General features: G+C 58.5%; 13 protein-coding genes and 3 pseudogenes. 11 read left to right on the top strand and 5 right to left on the bottom strand.

The window, feature by feature from the left end:
* Positions 1 to 6: 6 nt before the first annotated feature.
* The gene (locus H3V53_RS04095) at positions 7 to 1,305 is read right to left on the bottom strand and encodes an ATP citrate lyase citrate-binding domain-containing protein (RefSeq protein WP_054920208.1); all 1,299 of its coding nucleotides are present in this window, start codon (positions 1,303 to 1,305) and stop codon (positions 7 to 9) included.
* A gap of 1,085 nt (positions 1,306 to 2,390) precedes the next feature.
* Between H3V53_RS04095 and H3V53_RS04090 the strand changes: the two genes are divergently transcribed.
* Positions 2,391 to 2,594, top strand: a complete 204-nt coding sequence (locus H3V53_RS04090; protein WP_336596840.1) for a cold-shock protein — start codon at positions 2,391 to 2,393, stop codon at positions 2,592 to 2,594.
* Positions 2,595 to 2,661: 67 nt separating this feature from the next.
* On the opposite strand, the gene H3V53_RS04085 is transcribed toward H3V53_RS04090, so the two are convergent.
* Both H3V53_RS04085 and H3V53_RS04080 read right to left on the bottom strand, forming a co-directional pair.
* Positions 2,662 to 2,976 carry a DUF4148 domain-containing protein gene (locus H3V53_RS04085; protein WP_336596839.1) on the bottom strand — a complete coding sequence of 105 codons (315 nt, stop codon included), beginning with the start codon at positions 2,974 to 2,976 and terminating at the stop codon, positions 2,662 to 2,664.
* Positions 2,977 to 3,225: 249 nt separating this feature from the next.
* On the bottom strand, positions 3,226 to 3,783 hold the full coding sequence (locus H3V53_RS04080; protein ID WP_336596838.1) for a hypothetical protein: 558 nt from the start codon (positions 3,781 to 3,783) through the stop codon (positions 3,226 to 3,228).
* Positions 3,784 to 4,291: 508 nt separating this feature from the next.
* Between H3V53_RS04080 and H3V53_RS04075 the strand changes: the two genes are divergently transcribed.
* From H3V53_RS04075 to H3V53_RS04060, 4 genes are all read left to right on the top strand, one after another.
* Positions 4,292 to 5,023, top strand: a complete 732-nt coding sequence (locus H3V53_RS04075; protein WP_336596837.1) for a cysteine hydrolase family protein — start codon at positions 4,292 to 4,294, stop codon at positions 5,021 to 5,023.
* A gap of 152 nt (positions 5,024 to 5,175) precedes the next feature.
* On the top strand, positions 5,176 to 5,406 hold the full coding sequence (locus H3V53_RS04070; RefSeq protein ID WP_336596836.1) for a DUF2798 domain-containing protein: 231 nt from the start codon (positions 5,176 to 5,178) through the stop codon (positions 5,404 to 5,406).
* A gap of 534 nt (positions 5,407 to 5,940) precedes the next feature.
* Entirely contained in the window at positions 5,941 to 7,485 is a 1,545-nt protein-coding gene (locus tag H3V53_RS04065) for a GGDEF domain-containing protein (RefSeq protein ID WP_336596835.1), read from the top strand.
* A 274-nt stretch (positions 7,486 to 7,759) separates the two neighbouring features.
* Complete coding sequence (locus H3V53_RS04060) at positions 7,760 to 9,727, top strand: alkyl/aryl-sulfatase (protein WP_336596834.1); 1,968 nt, start codon at positions 7,760 to 7,762, stop codon at positions 9,725 to 9,727.
* 171 nt (positions 9,728 to 9,898) lie between these two features.
* Here H3V53_RS04060 and H3V53_RS43555 read toward each other — a convergent pair.
* Positions 9,899 to 10,081 (bottom strand): annotated as a pseudogene (locus tag H3V53_RS43555) (ATP-binding protein); the annotation flags it as partial.
* Between the two features lie 837 nt (positions 10,082 to 10,918).
* On the opposite strand from H3V53_RS43555, the pseudogene H3V53_RS04050 reads away from it, so the two are divergent.
* From H3V53_RS04050 to H3V53_RS04025, 6 genes and pseudogenes are all read left to right on the top strand, one after another.
* Positions 10,919 to 10,998 (top strand): annotated as a pseudogene (locus H3V53_RS04050) (LysR family transcriptional regulator); the annotation flags it as partial.
* Between the two features lie 75 nt (positions 10,999 to 11,073).
* The gene (locus H3V53_RS04045) at positions 11,074 to 12,045 is read left to right on the top strand and encodes an AraC family transcriptional regulator (protein ID WP_336596832.1); all 972 of its coding nucleotides are present in this window, start codon (positions 11,074 to 11,076) and stop codon (positions 12,043 to 12,045) included.
* A gap of 261 nt (positions 12,046 to 12,306) precedes the next feature.
* Positions 12,307 to 12,885 (top strand): carboxymuconolactone decarboxylase family protein, encoded by a 579-nt coding sequence (locus tag H3V53_RS04040; protein ID WP_336596831.1) that lies wholly within the window; start codon positions 12,307 to 12,309, stop codon positions 12,883 to 12,885.
* 79 nt (positions 12,886 to 12,964) lie between these two features.
* Positions 12,965 to 13,420 carry a RidA family protein gene (locus H3V53_RS04035; RefSeq protein ID WP_336596830.1) on the top strand — a complete coding sequence of 152 codons (456 nt, stop codon included), beginning with the start codon at positions 12,965 to 12,967 and terminating at the stop codon, positions 13,418 to 13,420.
* A gap of 662 nt (positions 13,421 to 14,082) precedes the next feature.
* A pseudogene (locus H3V53_RS04030) lies at positions 14,083 to 14,436 on the top strand (cache domain-containing protein); the annotation flags it as partial.
* Between the two features lie 154 nt (positions 14,437 to 14,590).
* On the top strand, positions 14,591 to 15,016 hold the full coding sequence (locus H3V53_RS04025) for an EAL domain-containing protein (RefSeq protein ID WP_336596829.1): 426 nt from the start codon (positions 14,591 to 14,593) through the stop codon (positions 15,014 to 15,016).
* Between the two features lie 124 nt (positions 15,017 to 15,140).
* On the opposite strand, the gene H3V53_RS04020 is transcribed toward H3V53_RS04025, so the two are convergent.
* Positions 15,141 to 15,665: a DUF1269 domain-containing protein gene (locus H3V53_RS04020; protein ID WP_054920221.1), complete on the bottom strand. Its 525-nt coding sequence runs from the start codon at positions 15,663 to 15,665 to the stop codon at positions 15,141 to 15,143.
* Positions 15,666 to 15,670: the final 5 nt, after the last annotated feature.

Here is a 15,670-nt window from a genome sequence, read left to right as displayed (position 1 = left end):
ATCTCCTCAGGCCGTTGCCGTTTGCGATTGAGCGTCGCGTGCGCCGATGCGCGCCGCGACCTGCGAGCGTCCGCCCGCCTGCATCCATGCATCGGCCTTGCGTGCATACTGGATGACTTCGCTGATGTCGGAGTCGAAACCGAAGAGGCGGTAAGGCAGGCCAAGCGAATCGCAGGTGTCGCGCAGTGCGGACATGCCGCGCACCAGGTTGGGACCGCCGCGTCCGAGCACGACATAGAGCGGTGTGGGACCGTGCTCGCTGAAGTGCTCGCGCAGCGCATCGGCCATCGCGCGCAAGGTTTCGTAGATGTCGGTGTTGTTGGACTTGCCGCCGATGATGAAAAGTACGTTGGACTGCTTGAGCCAGTGCCGGAAGCAGATGCGTGCCACTTCCTTCATCTTCTCGTACGGCGGATTGCCGCCGAAGTCCGACGAGATGATGGCCGCGTCGCCCAGCATTTCCGTGACAAGCGAGTTCGCACCGCCGCCGAAGGTGGGCGCGAGGATGGTTCCCTTATCGTTGATCACGTACACATCGCTTTGTCCCTGGTGCGTGCGAAGCTGATTGATCTCCTGCTCGAAATCCGAGTAGTCAGCGGCGAAGAGATGGGGCGGGAGACCGAGCCGCGAGAAACGCGGGTCGTCGCGATCGAATCCGCACTTGAAGTCGCATGCCACGGGCGTGAGACGCCCCTTTTTGTCTTCGCGCATGCGGATCGGGTTGAGTTCGAGCGTCGTCATGCCGAAGTCATGGAAGAGTTCCCAGAGCTTCGGTAATTGCTGCACGAGCGGCGAGATGATTTCGCGCGGCGCGCCGATCTCGCTCAGCGCATTCGCGACGACGAACGCCTTTAGTCCCGTCAGCGCGTCGAACGGCACCATCGCGACGTGCTTTGGATCGACCTCCTCGATGTCCATTCCGCCCATGTGCGACAGCGTCATGGTGGGGGCGCGAAAACGCGTGGAATCGGTGATCGAAAAGTAGACTTCGTGCTTGGCGGGTACACCCGCTTCGAAGGTGACGCCGTTCGCTTTGGCCCTCACGTGACCGACAACGTGCTCGGCAAAGTACAGCCGTTCTTTTTCCGCGAGCGCCGTCTTAAGATCAGTCGCGCGGCCGAGCAGGCCGGCTTTGCCTTTCTTGCCCACGCCGCCCTTGAACACCGGTTTGATGAATATTTGACCGTGTCGGTCGATGAGCGACTTGATCTCTTCCTCGCTGGCGCCGGGGCCCAGCACCTCGCTGGACGGAAAGCCGACGAATTGCAGCAGGCGTGCGCCGTGCAACATTCCGGTGATCTGCATGTGAAGTGTCTCCTGAATTTAAAAAGAAATGACGAATGAAGCAGGTACCAGGTATTCGTTCGGCTCGCTGCCGCGGGCGCGAGTTGCTCCGCTGCCACGGACGCGCTCGAAAGCGGCGGCAGGATTCACAGAAATGGATCAGTCGAGATGCGCGTCGGCGACGGTAGGCGGCGACCTCGATCGAGGCCTGCACTTAGATGCGGCGAAGCGCTAGTCTGCGCTTCGCGCCTGTCTCCGATGCGTTCTCAGTCGATGCGTGTCATGAACGTCTTGAGAATTGATATTTGCCCAAGACGCCCTAAACGATAAGTGCAATTTTTCGAAGCATTGATGTTGAAACGTTATCAATGGCGCACGAGAGGCAGCCGCTATCCGGCATTCCCATGCACTACGAGGAGTACGGCCATACGACGTTTTAGTCGCATCCGACCCTCAACGATTTTCGCAAGATAGTTGCAGATGCATCGAAAACGCGGGAAAGGAACGGGTATTTTTTTTCGTGAGTTTCTAGCGCGCAAAGAAGCTATTACATATTTGCGCCGTGAAGCACATATCGCAATTGTTATACGGAGAAAGTTGCGGTAGTGTGCGTCCTGAAACGCAACCGCGCTCTCTCGCAGAAACGGTGCGCGCGCATAACGATGCTCGAGCCGCCATGATCACCAGTGCACATTCTGGGTGAGCTGCTCACTACTCGATCAATATTTTGGAAGACCGGTCGCCCTGGATGCAACGGCTCAAAATAGCTTTTGAATAAATCGGTACATCATGAATTGGAAAGCCATCCAGCACCTCGAACGATGCCGCGAGGACAGTCGCGCCAGACGTTCGCTTTCTGCCCGACTCGAGACCGCGCTCCGGCGCGCCGGCGTAAGTTCGGCTCGCGTCTCGAAGTGGACTAACTCCCCTGAAATTCACGTCGAGTTTTGGCGCCGGGGAATTACCGCACCGCCGCCCGATGCGCTCAAACGGATCGCCGGTTCGCTCAGTCTGGACTTGCACTGGCTTTGCACTGGACAAACGGGAAATGGCGATGGGCTATCCCCGTCCCGTGAGAATTTCAACGGAACTGAAGGACCAGGAAAATGGCAGAAGGTACTGTGAAGTGGTTCAACGACGCAAAGGGATTCGGCTTCATTACACCGGACGACGCAGGAGATGATCTGTTCGCTCATTTCTCGGAAGTCCGGGTGAATGGGTTCAAGTCTTTGCAAGAAAACCAGCGTGTGAAGTTCGATGTAAAGCAAGGTCCGAAGGGTAAGCAGGCCGCGAACATCGAGCCGATGTAAACCCATCGTGGCTCGTGGTCGCCGGTTTTTTTCGCGAAGGGCGGCCGTGAAGGACGAGCGACCGTGCTCAGTGAGGCAGGAGTGCGGGGCACTCGGTCTCGAACCAGTAATCGACCAGGCGCTGTGCTGCCTGCAGGTCATCCGGGTAGTACGGGTCGTCGTACCAGGGCGACGGGTCGTATCCTGCTTTTCTCAGCGCGGCCAGTTCGCTGTGATGTTCGGCCATGGTCGGCGGCGACTGGCTCCTGAGCGCGGCGAGGTCGCGGCACTCCGTCGGACTGAGATGCGTGCCACCCTGCGGCACGACGCCGCCGACGACACATCCAGCCAGCGCCAACGCCAACGCGGTCAACGCACAGCGGCTTGCGGGGAACCCGTTCATATCGCATCTCCGCGCATCGATGATTCAACGCGACGGCTGATATCGCGCCTTCGAATTCGACATTGCCGGTGGGCTTTTCCCACTCGATACAGCGGTGCGACTGTCGAACCATCGTGAGGCGCGGCCAGCGCTTTCACTGCTTCTCTGTGGGTACCGCTCGCTTTCGGCGCTTCGATGCGCGCTCGGGTCGATGAATGTTTTCGGATCTGGATTGTTGGCATCCGATGAACTCGTGCGTGACCTCTTACCCTAAACGCTGCTGCGTGTTGGTGCGCCATCATTTTGACGAGTGAAGGGCAGCAGCTCGCGCGGACCTTTGATATCGCGGGGCGTCTCGAAGTCGCTTAGCGCCGCACCTCTCATTGCGGAAGGCGTCCCCGGAAAACCGGTGCGAGTACTGTAATCGTGAGTAGCGGCGGAAACCGCATCGCGACGTTGAAACCCGGCGCGACTGCACGCGCGCGCCGCATAGGCGTCGACGGCCGTAATCGCTGCAATGCCGAGCGCAGCCCCCATCGCGCGACCGGCTCGCCTTCTCGCAACGGTCACGGTAGCCAGATCCAGCAGGTCGCCGCACAACCGTGCCAGCAGAAATTTGCCCGGTTTTCGCGCGCACAGCACGCCGACGCCACACGCCAGTTCGCACGCGCCGTAGGAGCGGAGCAGCACAGCCCTCTGCTCGATGCCCGTGGTCCTCGCGGTCGCGCGCGGCGCAAGGACCTCGACAACGCCCAGCGCAATGCTGAACCAGCCGATCGCGCTTACGAGATTCTGGACCTGCGATGATTCCTGCGACTGAGTCTTCATTTCGATAACCTTGGCGAGTTAAGTGACGGAATGCGTGAGGCGGCATGCGGCGCGCGGGCCGATTGTTTCGCTTGCGCAAGGCGCTGCGGAAATAGATCGAGCATGTCCTGTACCCAAGAAAAGCCCGCGTGCCTGAGACACGTGTTCAACCACTGTGCCCAGCGTCTTACGGCATGTCGACGTTCGCGGTCGGCGTGAGCCAGGTGAATTAAGAGCCTTGCCCCTCCAGGGGACAGACCGCGGGGAATTTAAGTGTTTACCTGTCACAGCGACCAGAAACGGTCTGGCATGGAGTGGACGAAGGTTTGATTGGTGCGAATGGGACAACATCGCGCGCCTGCTTTCGCGTCTACCGCAATCTGCGGCGCCTCTCTACCATGGCATCGCATGCTGCTTAAGGCATTTGGCTCTCAGTACCTTTCGTATGCCTGAATAGTGGAGCGATCGACGAGTACTTGATCCCCTGAGACTGCTCCCTTTCCTCAAACCGACTTGCGAGGCCGTTCACATGTGCAACCAACTTCCCCAATACGCAGATCCCGCCGAGCCCGCTTTGCCCCGTTCCGATATGACGCTCGATCTGTCACGCACGGCGCTTGTCGTGATCGATCCGCAGATCGACTTTATGAGTCCCGAAGGACGTAGTTGGGCGGTCGTCGGGGAAAGCGTGACGGAGCAGAAACTGGTGCCTAATCTCGTCCGTCTCTTTGCGGCAGCGAAGCAAGCGGGCATTGCCGTGGCGATTTCGCCCCACTACTACTTCCCGCATGATCACACGTGGCAGGTGCAGGGACCGGCGGAGATGTTCCAGCACGCGGTCGGCATGTTCGACCGTCCGGGCGCGCTGACAGTTGAGAATTTTCGCGGTTCGGGTGCTGACTTCCTGCCCGAATTCAAGCCTTACATCGAAGATGGCAAGACGATCATCTGTTCGACGCACAAACTGTATGGTCCCCAGGCCAACGACCTGACCCTGCAACTGCGCAAACAGCGCGTGGATCAGGTGATTCTCGCGGGGATGGCGGCGAATCTGTGCGTCGAATCGCATTTGCGCGATCTGCTCGAGCAGGGCTTTGAAATTGCGGTGGTGCGCGACGCGGTCGCCGGTCCGAAGTTGCCCGAAGGCGATGGTTATCACGCGGCATTAGTCAATTTCCGCTTTATCGCGAACGCGCTCTGGACCGTAGAGGACACAATCAACCGATTGCTCGGCAGCGCCGACGCATTACGAACGTTGTGATGTTCAGGTGGTTGGCCGATGGTGAGAACCGTCTGCCCACCGTCACGAATGACAGGGTTCTCGCAACTGCACTGCGGACCCGCGGTCAGGAAGCGAATTCCGGGCTGTTATTTCGCCCGTCGAGCTTGTGAAACCACCTGAGAGTCTGACGAATGGGCAGAATACCGCACCGTTACGGGCATTATCTCTATGGCGTTATCCAGTCGGGCATAACCTGTTCGATTGCAGCCGCGATAGCAAGTTTTCCATTCATCAAGGATGGTGCCTTTCTGCAGCACTGGTTCAGATCGTGGGGCGTCGCCTGGCTGACGATGTTGCCTGTGGTCGTCGTTGCCGCGCCATTGATACGACGTCTGGCCGAACGAATGACGAGCCGGCCGTAGACTGCTCTCGGGCAGTTCTCGCACATCACACGCGGTGATCTTTGGAATGGACGGATTGGCTTGCCGCTTTGACGAGCTTATCGGCAGGTGACCCTGGAGTGGCGAGTCGCAACCGATTTATTCGCCGTCGCTCAAAGTCTGCGGAAAACCATTCTCTTCCAGTGTCTGATAGACGTAGCCATCCGCGTAGTCTTCGATAATTTCGAGCGTAGTCAGGCCATGGGAATCAGACGATGCCGTACAACGTGACATTCCATTGACCGACGGCGTGCGTGGATACGCCTTCCGGAATGTTCACGGCCAGATAAGCGGCTGACGGCCGACGAAGCATTGTCATTAAAGATCTCCGATGAGGCCGTGCCGGGCCTACAATCGAGCGCCCGCCATCCGAGAGCGTCTGCCGCCGCGGAAAAACGATCCAAAAGGCTGAATTTCCTGGCCTTGTCTGCCGATAACCGGTGAAGGCACCTCCCGCGTGACGTAGCCGTTAACAACCCGCTGCTCTCATCATCAGCCTCTTACAAGACGTTTACTGTGTTTCCTAACCATGTCAGGCGCGCGGCCATTATCGCGGGTCGCCGTCCTTTCATCGTGGGCGCGCTCGGCACGCTCCTGGCGACAGGCGTTCTGGCCGTGAGCCTGCTCACACTCCTCGCCACACGCGACACGGCGATCCGGCACGCTCACGAGACGTCGAGAAACGTTGCTGCTGTCCTTGCGAGCAACATTGCGAGCACCGTAGGCTCGTCCGATCAATCGTTGCAGACTCTTATAGCGGCGCTTGACAAGCCCGCCGTCCAGCGCATGACGCCAGACATGCGGCACGAACTCCTGTTCAACCGCACTGCCGCCTGGCGTTACGTGACCAGCATGGGCGTGACCGACGAGCGCGGGCAGTTACAGGACGGCTGCTGTTCAAGCACCCATCACTGGGACTTCAGTGACCGCGATTATTTTGTTGTGCATCGTCAGTCGCCGGGCGTCGGCCTGTATGTTTCGAAGGCATATCGTGCCCGGTCGCGCGACGGTGTGGAAGCCATCGCGCTGAGCCGGCGAATCAACAACGCGGACGGATCTTTCAAAGGCGTGGCGCTTGTCGCGATCGACCTGGAATACTTCGCGCACCTTCTCGACGGGCTAGATGTCGGCTCGCACGGCGTCACGGCAATCGTACGGACCGATGGCACGCTTGTCGCAAGGAACCCGTATCTGCCACCCGCCATCGCGCCAAACTTCAGCAGGTCGCCCACCTTTTCCCGCATGGTGAATCAGGAGTCCGGCTTCTATGCAGCGCGCTCGTCGGCCGATGGCGTGCTAAGACTCTACACGTTTCACCGCGTGCCAGGCACGCCGTTGATCGCCGTCGTGGCACCCGCGCTCGACGACGTGCTTGCATCGTGGAGAACGCTGTCGTGGATCGTAGGCATTTCTGCCTCGACTATCAGCTTCGCCTTTTGCGCCGTGGTCTGGCTTCTTGCGTTTGCGCTTCGCGACCGGGCTCTTGCCGAAGACAGGTTGACCGAACTCACGCAAACCGATCCGCTCACCGGTCTGCAGAACCGCCGCGCGCTCGACGAGGTGCTGCGAAACGAATGGGAGAGGTTGCATCGAAACGAAAGTTGCCTGTCGGTGCTGTTCCTCGATGCCGATCATTTCAAGCAATACAACGATAAGCACGGGCATGCAGAAGGCGACAAGGCTTTAAAGCATTTCGCGAAATGCATCACGCAACGCGTTCGCCGTCGTGGCGATTGCGCCGCCCGGTACGGCGGCGAGGAGTTCGTGGTGGTATTGCCTGATACGCCCGCAGCGGAGGCTTCGCTCATCGCCGAAGGCATACGGGAGACGCTGGAAAGATCGTGGCATGGGCAGCACGAAAGCGGACAGGCTGACCTCCATCCCTTCACGGTGAGCATCGGCTGTGCGACAGGCCGACCCGGCCACGGTGCCACTTTGGAAGAACTGACGAGGGCGGCGGACCTTGCGCTCTACGAAGCCAAACGTGCAGGGCGTAATTGCGTCAGATCGGCGGCGACCACAGATGTGCCACGAGCCGACCGTGCGCAGCGCTCGGGTTAGGAAGCCGGCGGGACCTGCGGCTTTCGCGTCGTGCAGATAGTGGCGATATCAAGGTACTCGACTCGCCTGTTGCCCCTCGGGGCAATGGTGACGGCCTATACGGGGCGGCATCCCAGAAGGGGCGCTGACGTTACAGCGCCGAATGCGTCGGCATAACGACGGACACACCGGGCAGTTGCCCCGAAGGGCAGACAGATTGCCGATTGTCCCTATGGTGCCCGATGGTGATCACGTGAAAGATGGCTGGTGTCGACCTCGTCATCAAGGGTGAAGCATGTTAATTAAACATCGCTGGATAGTTGCGCTTGCCATGATCGCCATCGATGCAGCCGTCAGCCTTGCGAGCGCGGGGCCAAATCCCGCGTCCGATGCAACGCGCATGGCCAACCAGGCGGTTGCTGACTACCTGCCATTCTCGAATACGCAAGATTTTGAGGACGTGCGCCGAGGCTTCATCGCGGACCTTCCCAGTTCCGTCATCAAAGGGAGTACTGGCAATACTGTCATCGATCTCTCGCAGTACGACTTTCTCCAGCAAAAGGGTCCGGCGCCCAGCACCGTTAATCCGAGCCTTTGGCGACAATCGCAACTGCTTTCCGTTCGCGGGTTGTTCAAAGTGGTCGACGGCATCTACCAGGTTCGTAACATTGACCTGGCGAACATGACGTTTATCCGGGGGAAGACTGGGTGGGTGGTCATCGACCCGCTAACTTCGACGGAAACCGCCAAGGCTGCGCTCGATCTGATCAACGACAAGGTCGAACGGCTCCCAGTGACAGGTGTCATTTTTACGCACTCACACGTCGATCATTTCGCCGGCATTCGCGCGGTGGTCAGTGAGCAGGATGTGCGGGCAGGAAAGGTAGCTGTGCTCGCACCGGCGGGCTTCATGGAAGAGGCGGTCAGCGAAAACGTCTTCGCCGGCAATGTGATGAGCCGCCGGGCGTCGTACATGTACGGCAACCTGCTGCCAAAGAACCCGGAAGGCACGGTGGGCGGGGGGCTAGGGCTCACCACGGCCGCGGGCACGATCACGCTCTTTGCACCTTCGAAGCTGATCGAAAAGACAGGCGAAAAGGCGACGATTGACGGCATCGATATCGTGTTCCAGATGGCGCCCGGTACTGAAGCGCCTGCTGAGATGCTGTTTTATTTCCCGCAGTTCAAGGCGATCGATCTTGCCGAAGACGCTAATCACACTTTGCACAATATCCTCACGCTGCGCGGCGCGAAGGTGCGCAGCGCGCAAAAGTGGGCGAGCACGCTTAGTGAAACAATCGATCTGTGGGGCAACGATGCGGTCGTGTCATTCGGCAGCCACCATTGGCCACAGTGGGGCAATCAACGTGTCGTCGAGCATCTGGAGAAGCAGCGCGACCTTTATAAGTACATCAACGATCAGGTACTGCGCATGGCCAATCAGGGCCTCACGATGAATGAGATCGCCGAGGAGTTCAAACTGCCCGACAGCCTCGCCAAAGAGTTCTATAACCGTGGCTACTATGGCGATCTCAAGCACAACGTCCGGGCCACCTATCAGCTCTATCTAGGATTCTGGGACGGTAACCCGGCGGACTTCAATCCGTTGCCGCCGACAGAAGAAGCAAAGAAGTACGTCGAGATGGTCGGCGCCAGAAAAATGATCGACACGGCGCGCGCCGCGTACCGCCAGGGTGATTATCGTTGGGCCGCGACCGTCGCGAACAAGGTGGTCTTCGCCGATCCGAAGAACCAGGACGCGCGCAATATCGAAGCGGACGCGCTCGAGCAGATGGGCTATCAGGCGGAATCGGGGCCAGCTCGCAACTTTTATCTATCCGGTGCGCAGGAGCTGCGTAGTGGCGTGCGGAAAGCGGCGACGCCCAACACGAGTTCGCCCGACATCATTCGCGGGATGACGACGGACATGTTCCTGGACTTCCTTGCGATCCACCTCAATGGGCCACGGGCTGGCGACAAGTCGTATGCGTACAATCTGAAATTCCCAGACACAAAGGAGCAGTACGTATTGACGGTGAAAAACGGCGTCATGAACTATCGGAAGAACAGGCAACTCGACAAGCCTGATGGCACCGTCACCTTAAACCGGTCGACACTTGACGACATTGCACTCGGAAAGCTGAAGCTCGGCAATCTGACGGACAGTGGAGATGTGAAGATCGACGGTGACTCCGCAAAGTTCAAGGACATGCTCGGGAATTTCGATAAGTTCGACTTCTGGTTCACTATCGCTGAACCCTGATTCCTGCGTTACAGATCTCGCTGCGTTCGCGCTCCCGAGATTTGATATGTGCCCCGGCACCGCGTTCGATAGTACCGAACGCGATGCCTGAGAACGACCTGACGCATGCGCTGAGGGAAGCCACACAGTGAAACGACTGCCCCCGCCAGAGCGGGCGTGGACAGTAATTCTCCCCGCATGCGTTTCGATGATTGTCCGTACGATCGAGAGGCCGAGGCCCATACCGTGGGGCTTGGTCGTGTAAAAGGAGTCGAAGAGTCTTGATTTCACAACGTCGGGGATGCCGTGGCCACCCGACGGGGCTTGTCGCGATGGCGAGCAGACGCTTCGAAGGGTCGATGTCCTCCATGGCATCCAGAGCGTTCACGCACAGATTGAGAATCACCTGCTGAAGCTGAATTGCATCACCGACAATCATCGGGCAACCTGGGTTGAGATCCGCCTCGATGCCTACACGGCGACGCCTGGCTTCCGTGGCCAGCAGTGCCAAGGTCTCTTCCACCGTGGAATTGAGGTCGAGTGGCGAGCCTGGCGGTGAATTGGTCGAAGGTACTGTTCCCTGCGACGACCACGAGCCGCGTGGCGTGTGGCTGCAACGCTTCAGATAGTCCGATCGTGTTGTCGACATCGAAATGCCACGGAAGAAATGCGAAATCTGGGGAGTCCGCTCGGCCCGGCTCTCGTCGATACTCGTCATTAGAACGGGAGCGCCAGGCCAGATCGCTTCGTGATAACGCTTCGTGAACTCAAGCGCAAAGTCGGCGATGCCAATGACCATGTCGACACGTTTGTGCTCGTATTTTCTCCGCAGTAGCGCGCGGAATTCCGGCATCAGGTTCGCGTCGTCGAACCGCAGTTCGTCGAGGGAATCGGTGTAAAACTCAACGCCGTCTGGCGCAGCTGCCGTCAATGTGCTGCGAAGCGAACGAATTTGAAGCGCAACGGCGGGCTGGGTCGGGTCGGCGCCAGGCAGAATGACGACGCGCCATCGATCGCCGGCTCGAACGCACGTGGAAAGGAGAAGGAGGAAAGCGAACTGACAGAGTCGGCGTCTCAAGCGGGGTCCGCGGCATCCTGATGTCGATCACGAGAGGACTCTGTACGGTTGGCGATTCACAATGCCGGGCGTTGCGTATCCGTCAATGGAAAGGTTAGCAAACAGGTTCCATTTATACAAGCGTTAGCGCATGCGACAAGACACAACAGGGGGTCGCCAGTGAGCGCCAGTGGCTTGTGACAGCCTCGGCGCGAAGCACGATCTGCTCAGAGGCAGCTCTTGTGAATAGGCTCTCAAGCTTGTGCTGGGGGCACATGCCGCATCATATGGGGCTCTCAAGGAGTAACTCATGCCGTCCGAGCACGCGGATGTCCTGTCCCATGTACTCAAGCTGATTCGCCTTCGCGGGGATCACGTTTTTCACGGCGAGCTGGGCAATTCCACCGAGGTGATTTTTCCGCCAGGGCCGGCGACGTTTTTGCATTTGCGCACAGGCGAACTATCCGTGTCTCAACGCAATGGCCCCTCCGTGATGCTGCGCTCGGGCGACTTCGTTCTTTTGCCCCATGCGGATGGACATACGATTCGAACTGAGCCGAGCAGGAAAACACATCAACGCTTTGAGGCGGCGGCGGACTTCACGCCCGGCAAAGGTGCGCAGACGTTCAAATGGGCGGCTGACGACGCCACGGCAGCATCCTTTCTCGCAGGGTCGTTCTTTTTCGATGGGGCGCCGTTACGCTCTTTGCTCACCGGGCTTCCGGGGCTGATTCATCTGACATGCGATAAAGTCAGCGAACCCGCCTGGCTGGCCTCCATCTCGCATTTTCTCGACGTGGAATCGCGTAGCGCCTCTCCGGGCTCATCGCTGATGATCTCGCGGCTTATCGATTTGCTCGTTATTCGCACCTTGCGGATGTGGGTCAACCGGCAAGGCGATCGGGTCGGCTGGTTGTCCGGACTGAGTGACGAACGCGTCGGCCGCGCGTTGAACGCAATGCATCGGGAACCTGACCGTGCATGGACAGTTTCGTCGCTCGCCGAGACGGCGATGATGTCGCGATCGACGTTTTCGGATCGCTTTACGGCGGTGGTGGGTCTTCCGCCGTTGCGTTATCTGACACGGTGGAGATTGACGCTCGCAGCAGACTTGCTACGCGCAGGAACATTGAAGGTGACGGAAGTGGCCCAGCGTGCCGGCTATGGTTCGGAGGCTGCCTTCAGTCGCGCTTTCAAGGAGGAGTTCGGCTATCCACCGCGTGACGCCCATCGAATCGCACAGACAGGGCCTTTTGTTGCGCGAAGTTCGGAATTCCCTTGATAGTGCATCGCGTCAGACCCGAAGCGGGTCGACGTGCTTCGCTTGTCCGGGTGTGTCGATCGTACGATAGGTCATGCAAATCGGACGTCCAGATATGGCCAGTCCCGCATACGTTCTTTAGAGTGGATAGCGAAGGTCCTCCGTATCTGAAATACACGTGCTTACGCAGCGTCGCCGTTGCTAGTGGGCACGAAGGCCGTGCATGCCTCGATGCACTAGCAGTGTCGATAACTTCTCCTGTTTTTCAAAGGCAGAACCAATATGTCCCGTCTTCACATACCCGCCATGATCGCAGATGCGCCCGCTGCGTCCCAGGCCTTGCTGGAAGCGATCAACAGGAAACTGGGTGTTACGCCGAATCTGTTTCGTCTGATGGCCAACAGCCCTGCGGCGCTCGAGGGCTACCTCGGTCTGGCGGGAGCCTTGGCAAAAGGCGCGCTTCCAGCACAAACCGGCGAGCGTATTGCTCTCGCCGTCGCCGAAATCAACAGCTGCGACTATTGCATGTCGGCGCACAGCTATTTGGGAAAGAACGTGGCGAAGCTCGACGAAGCGGAAATGTCTGCCAATCGAAATGGCGGCTCGAATGATCCAAAGGTCGCGCCCGCCGTGCAGTTTGCCGCGAAGGTCGCAAACGAGCGTGGCCGCGTCTCCGACGAAGATTTGAGCGTCATCAAGGAAGCTGGCTACACCGATGCGCAGATCGTCGAGATCGTCGCACACGTCGCACTTAACGTCTTGACGAACTACGCCAACGTCGTTGCAAACACCGCAATTGACTTTCCCGTGGTGCGTACCCGTCAGCATAAGAACGGGACTCGCACACTTCTCGATACGTGATGCATTGGATGCTTGAACTCATTGCGTTGCGCTAAGTCCAGGCCAATCTATTTCTATTCACCTAACGTTAATCCCGAACATGAACGTATTTGACCGGCTCGCGAAAGCGGGCCTGACGTTGCCGCCGCCCATCAACCCGCTTGGTTCCTATCGAACGGTTTCCGTTTCGGGAAATCAACTGTACGTATCCGGGCTCGGCCCCTTCGAAGATGGCAAGCCAATCGTCGGAATGGTGGGGCGCGATATTTCACTGGAAAAAGCGCAAGACGCGGCGCGCCTAACGATGCTCATGATCTTGGCCTGTGTCGATCAGGCATGTGGACTCGATAACGTCGAAAGATGCAGCCGGCTAACAGTCTACGTGCGTGCAGAACCGTCGTTCACCCAGCATCCGCAAGTGGCCAATGGCGCCAGTGACCTCTTGCTGACGCTGTTTGGGCAGGACAATCTGCCGGCTCGAAGCGCACTGGGCGTGCATTCGTTGCCGATGGGCATTCCGGTTGAGATTGACAGCATTTTTGAGTTGAAGAGGTGACCCATCTATTTCTCCGCCGGAATCTGATCATGCGTCAAATGATATTGACCGTTGTCGTCGGAGATCATCCTGCCCGTACCGCCGGTGCCTGAGCCAAAAGCCAAGTACCTCGACAGCGTGGCAATAGTGTCTACATCCCTTGCTGCAGACACGTCATCAAAGTTCGCGCGCGATCAGCAACGCCTCATCGACATCGCAACGAGTGACGCGAACAAGATGCCCAGTGCGGCGGCATATTCACCTACCGCGCGTTTGTGCGGCGGCTTTACAACTGGCCGCCGCTTCTCCACTTCATTGCGGATTCACGTCCGGCGGACCGCGACCCGTGTTGCATGCGTCACGTCCTCTCACACGTCTTAGCCACTCTTCGCTACGAGTCGCTTCCTGCTCGGCGCCATCGTTTCCGCTCAAGAAATATTCGGCTCGATTGTTAAATTCAGATCGACCTGCATCGGCCGTAAACGATGTACTGATGCGACCAACGATTCCGCCAACAAGAGTTATACGAAACATGCGACTTACCTTCGCTCATAAGCTGTGGCTGCCTCTAATTTTGAGTTCTTCTATGTCTTGCCGGAATCTCGATCTACGATGCTTTTCAGACGAGGGATGTTCGCCTTCAGGAGCGTAAGACCGACCTGATTCACGCTTCGGAGATCGCGTTGAATGTCGTCAAGATTTATGGCGATCAGGTCGCCGCTGGCTCATTGTCAGAGGCCGACGCTCGCAGGCAGGCAATGGCTGGCATCAGTAGTGTGCGGTACGGTGAAGGCGGCTATTTTGCGATTCTCGACTCGAGGAAGATGCTGATGGTGCCGATCAATCCCGTACTCAACGGCAAGGATATCGGCGAAATCAGGGACCCGAACGGTGTCCATATCGCTAAGGACGCGGTCGCGGTCGTCCAGCGCGACGGCAAAGGTTTTACCTCGTACTCGTTTCCGAGGCCGGGTGCGACCGAACCTTCTCCGAAGATCTCATACAACATCGGATATCAGCCGTGGGGCTGGGTGTTGACGACGGGCGTCTATGTCGACGACATTGACGCGCAATTCCACTCGACGCTGTATCGAAGCCTCGGCATTCTGCTGGCAATGGCCGGGGCGTTATCGCTTGTTGTCGTATTGATCAATCGAGGCATTCTGCGTCTGCTTGGCGGCGAACCTGCCTATGCCGCCGAAATTGCGGACCAGATTGCCAGCAACGCGTCGCGAAGGCGGCGGTGCCGTCCGAAAGCTCGGTGCGACCGTCTCGCTCGACGATTTCAGCACCGGCTATTCGAGCCTCTCGTACCTGACAAAGTTGCCCGTCGACCGCATCAAGATTGATAAATCGTTTGTGCAGCAGCTCACCGTGGATGAAAGCCGTCGGCAGGCTCGCGCGATGATTGAAGCGATGGTGGCGCTCGCTCGCGCACTTGGTATGAAAACGATTGCGGAAGGCGTGGAGAATGAGGCGCAGCTCGCCTTCGTCAGGAAGCTTGGGTGCGATGCCGCGCAAGGATACTTCATCGGCAGGCCAGTACCCGCTGCCGGCATCCAACCTCACGCAAAGATGCACTTGGCTGCAAGGGACACGACGCGTCGTCGGCGATAGCAAGCGACTGGATCGGACCAATGACGCGATTCGTGCCGTTGTGTATTAGAAGCGGAGATCGTCACGTCCATCACGCAGATCGAAAATCGTCGCATCGCGACATTCAGCTCGACGTCACTGATCTTTAGGCTGGCGAGGGATTCAGGCTCTCCAGCGCCTTCCTCAGGCGTTCCTCCTGATCGTTCGTGAGAGACGTCTTCAATACCTTTCCGCCGAAAGGCTTCAGTTCTGGCAGGACCTTGTCGAAATTCACGCGGCGCACGAGGATGAAGAGCGCCGACGAACCCGGCTCAATGCTCTGGCCCGTCGAACGCATGAAATCGTCATCGATTCCATAGTCCGATAGCGCGCCCGACAATGCGCCCGTGCCAGCACCAATGGCCATGCCTGTCGCCAGTCCGACGAGGGGATTGAGCAACATCAGTCCAACCAGCGCACCGAATGCACCACCCCAGGCCGCGCCACTGACCGCGCCGATCTTGACGAGATCGACGGCTTGCTTGAGGTGTATCTTGCCGTTCGCGCTACGGACCACGATGCAGGCATCCTCGAGGTCAATCAGATGTTCCTTTTGCATCTGCTGGAGTTTGGTCAACACCTGGTCGGCAGTCTCTTCGCCTTTGAAGCTTACAACGACTAGATCGCTCATCGATT

It is taken from the genome of Paraburkholderia bengalensis, assembly GCF_037126505.1.
Classification (GTDB): domain Bacteria; phylum Pseudomonadota; class Gammaproteobacteria; order Burkholderiales; family Burkholderiaceae; genus Paraburkholderia; species Paraburkholderia bengalensis.
The sequence above is the reverse complement of the archived record's forward strand: the minus strand, read 5'-3'. Positions and strand labels throughout refer to the sequence as shown.

Bases quoted from the DNA above. Each gene is read 5' to 3' on its own strand.
- H3V53_RS04060 (WP_336596834.1), top strand. From the start codon at position 7,760: ATGTTAATTAAACATCGCTGGATAGTTGCGCTTGCCATGATCGCCATC.
- H3V53_RS04080 (WP_336596838.1), bottom strand. From the start codon at position 3,783: ATGAAGACTCAGTCGCAGGAATCATCGCAGGTCCAGAATCTCGTAAGC.
- H3V53_RS04070 (WP_336596836.1), top strand. From the start codon at position 5,176: ATGGGCAGAATACCGCACCGTTACGGGCATTATCTCTATGGCGTTATC.
- H3V53_RS04090 (WP_336596840.1), top strand. From the start codon at position 2,391: ATGGCAGAAGGTACTGTGAAGTGGTTCAACGACGCAAAGGGATTCGGC.
- H3V53_RS04040 (WP_336596831.1), top strand. From the start codon at position 12,307: ATGTCCCGTCTTCACATACCCGCCATGATCGCAGATGCGCCCGCTGCG.
- H3V53_RS04075 (WP_336596837.1), top strand. From the start codon at position 4,292: ATGTGCAACCAACTTCCCCAATACGCAGATCCCGCCGAGCCCGCTTTG.
- H3V53_RS04095 (WP_054920208.1), bottom strand. From the start codon at position 1,305: ATGCAGATCACCGGAATGTTGCACGGCGCACGCCTGCTGCAATTCGTC.
- H3V53_RS04085 (WP_336596839.1), bottom strand. From the start codon at position 2,976: ATGAACGGGTTCCCCGCAAGCCGCTGTGCGTTGACCGCGTTGGCGTTG.
- H3V53_RS04035 (WP_336596830.1), top strand. From the start codon at position 12,965: ATGAACGTATTTGACCGGCTCGCGAAAGCGGGCCTGACGTTGCCGCCG.
- H3V53_RS04025 (WP_336596829.1), top strand. From the start codon at position 14,591: ATGCCGCCGAAATTGCGGACCAGATTGCCAGCAACGCGTCGCGAAGGC.
- H3V53_RS04045 (WP_336596832.1), top strand. From the start codon at position 11,074: ATGCCGTCCGAGCACGCGGATGTCCTGTCCCATGTACTCAAGCTGATT.
- H3V53_RS04020 (WP_054920221.1), bottom strand. From the start codon at position 15,665: ATGAGCGATCTAGTCGTTGTAAGCTTCAAAGGCGAAGAGACTGCCGAC.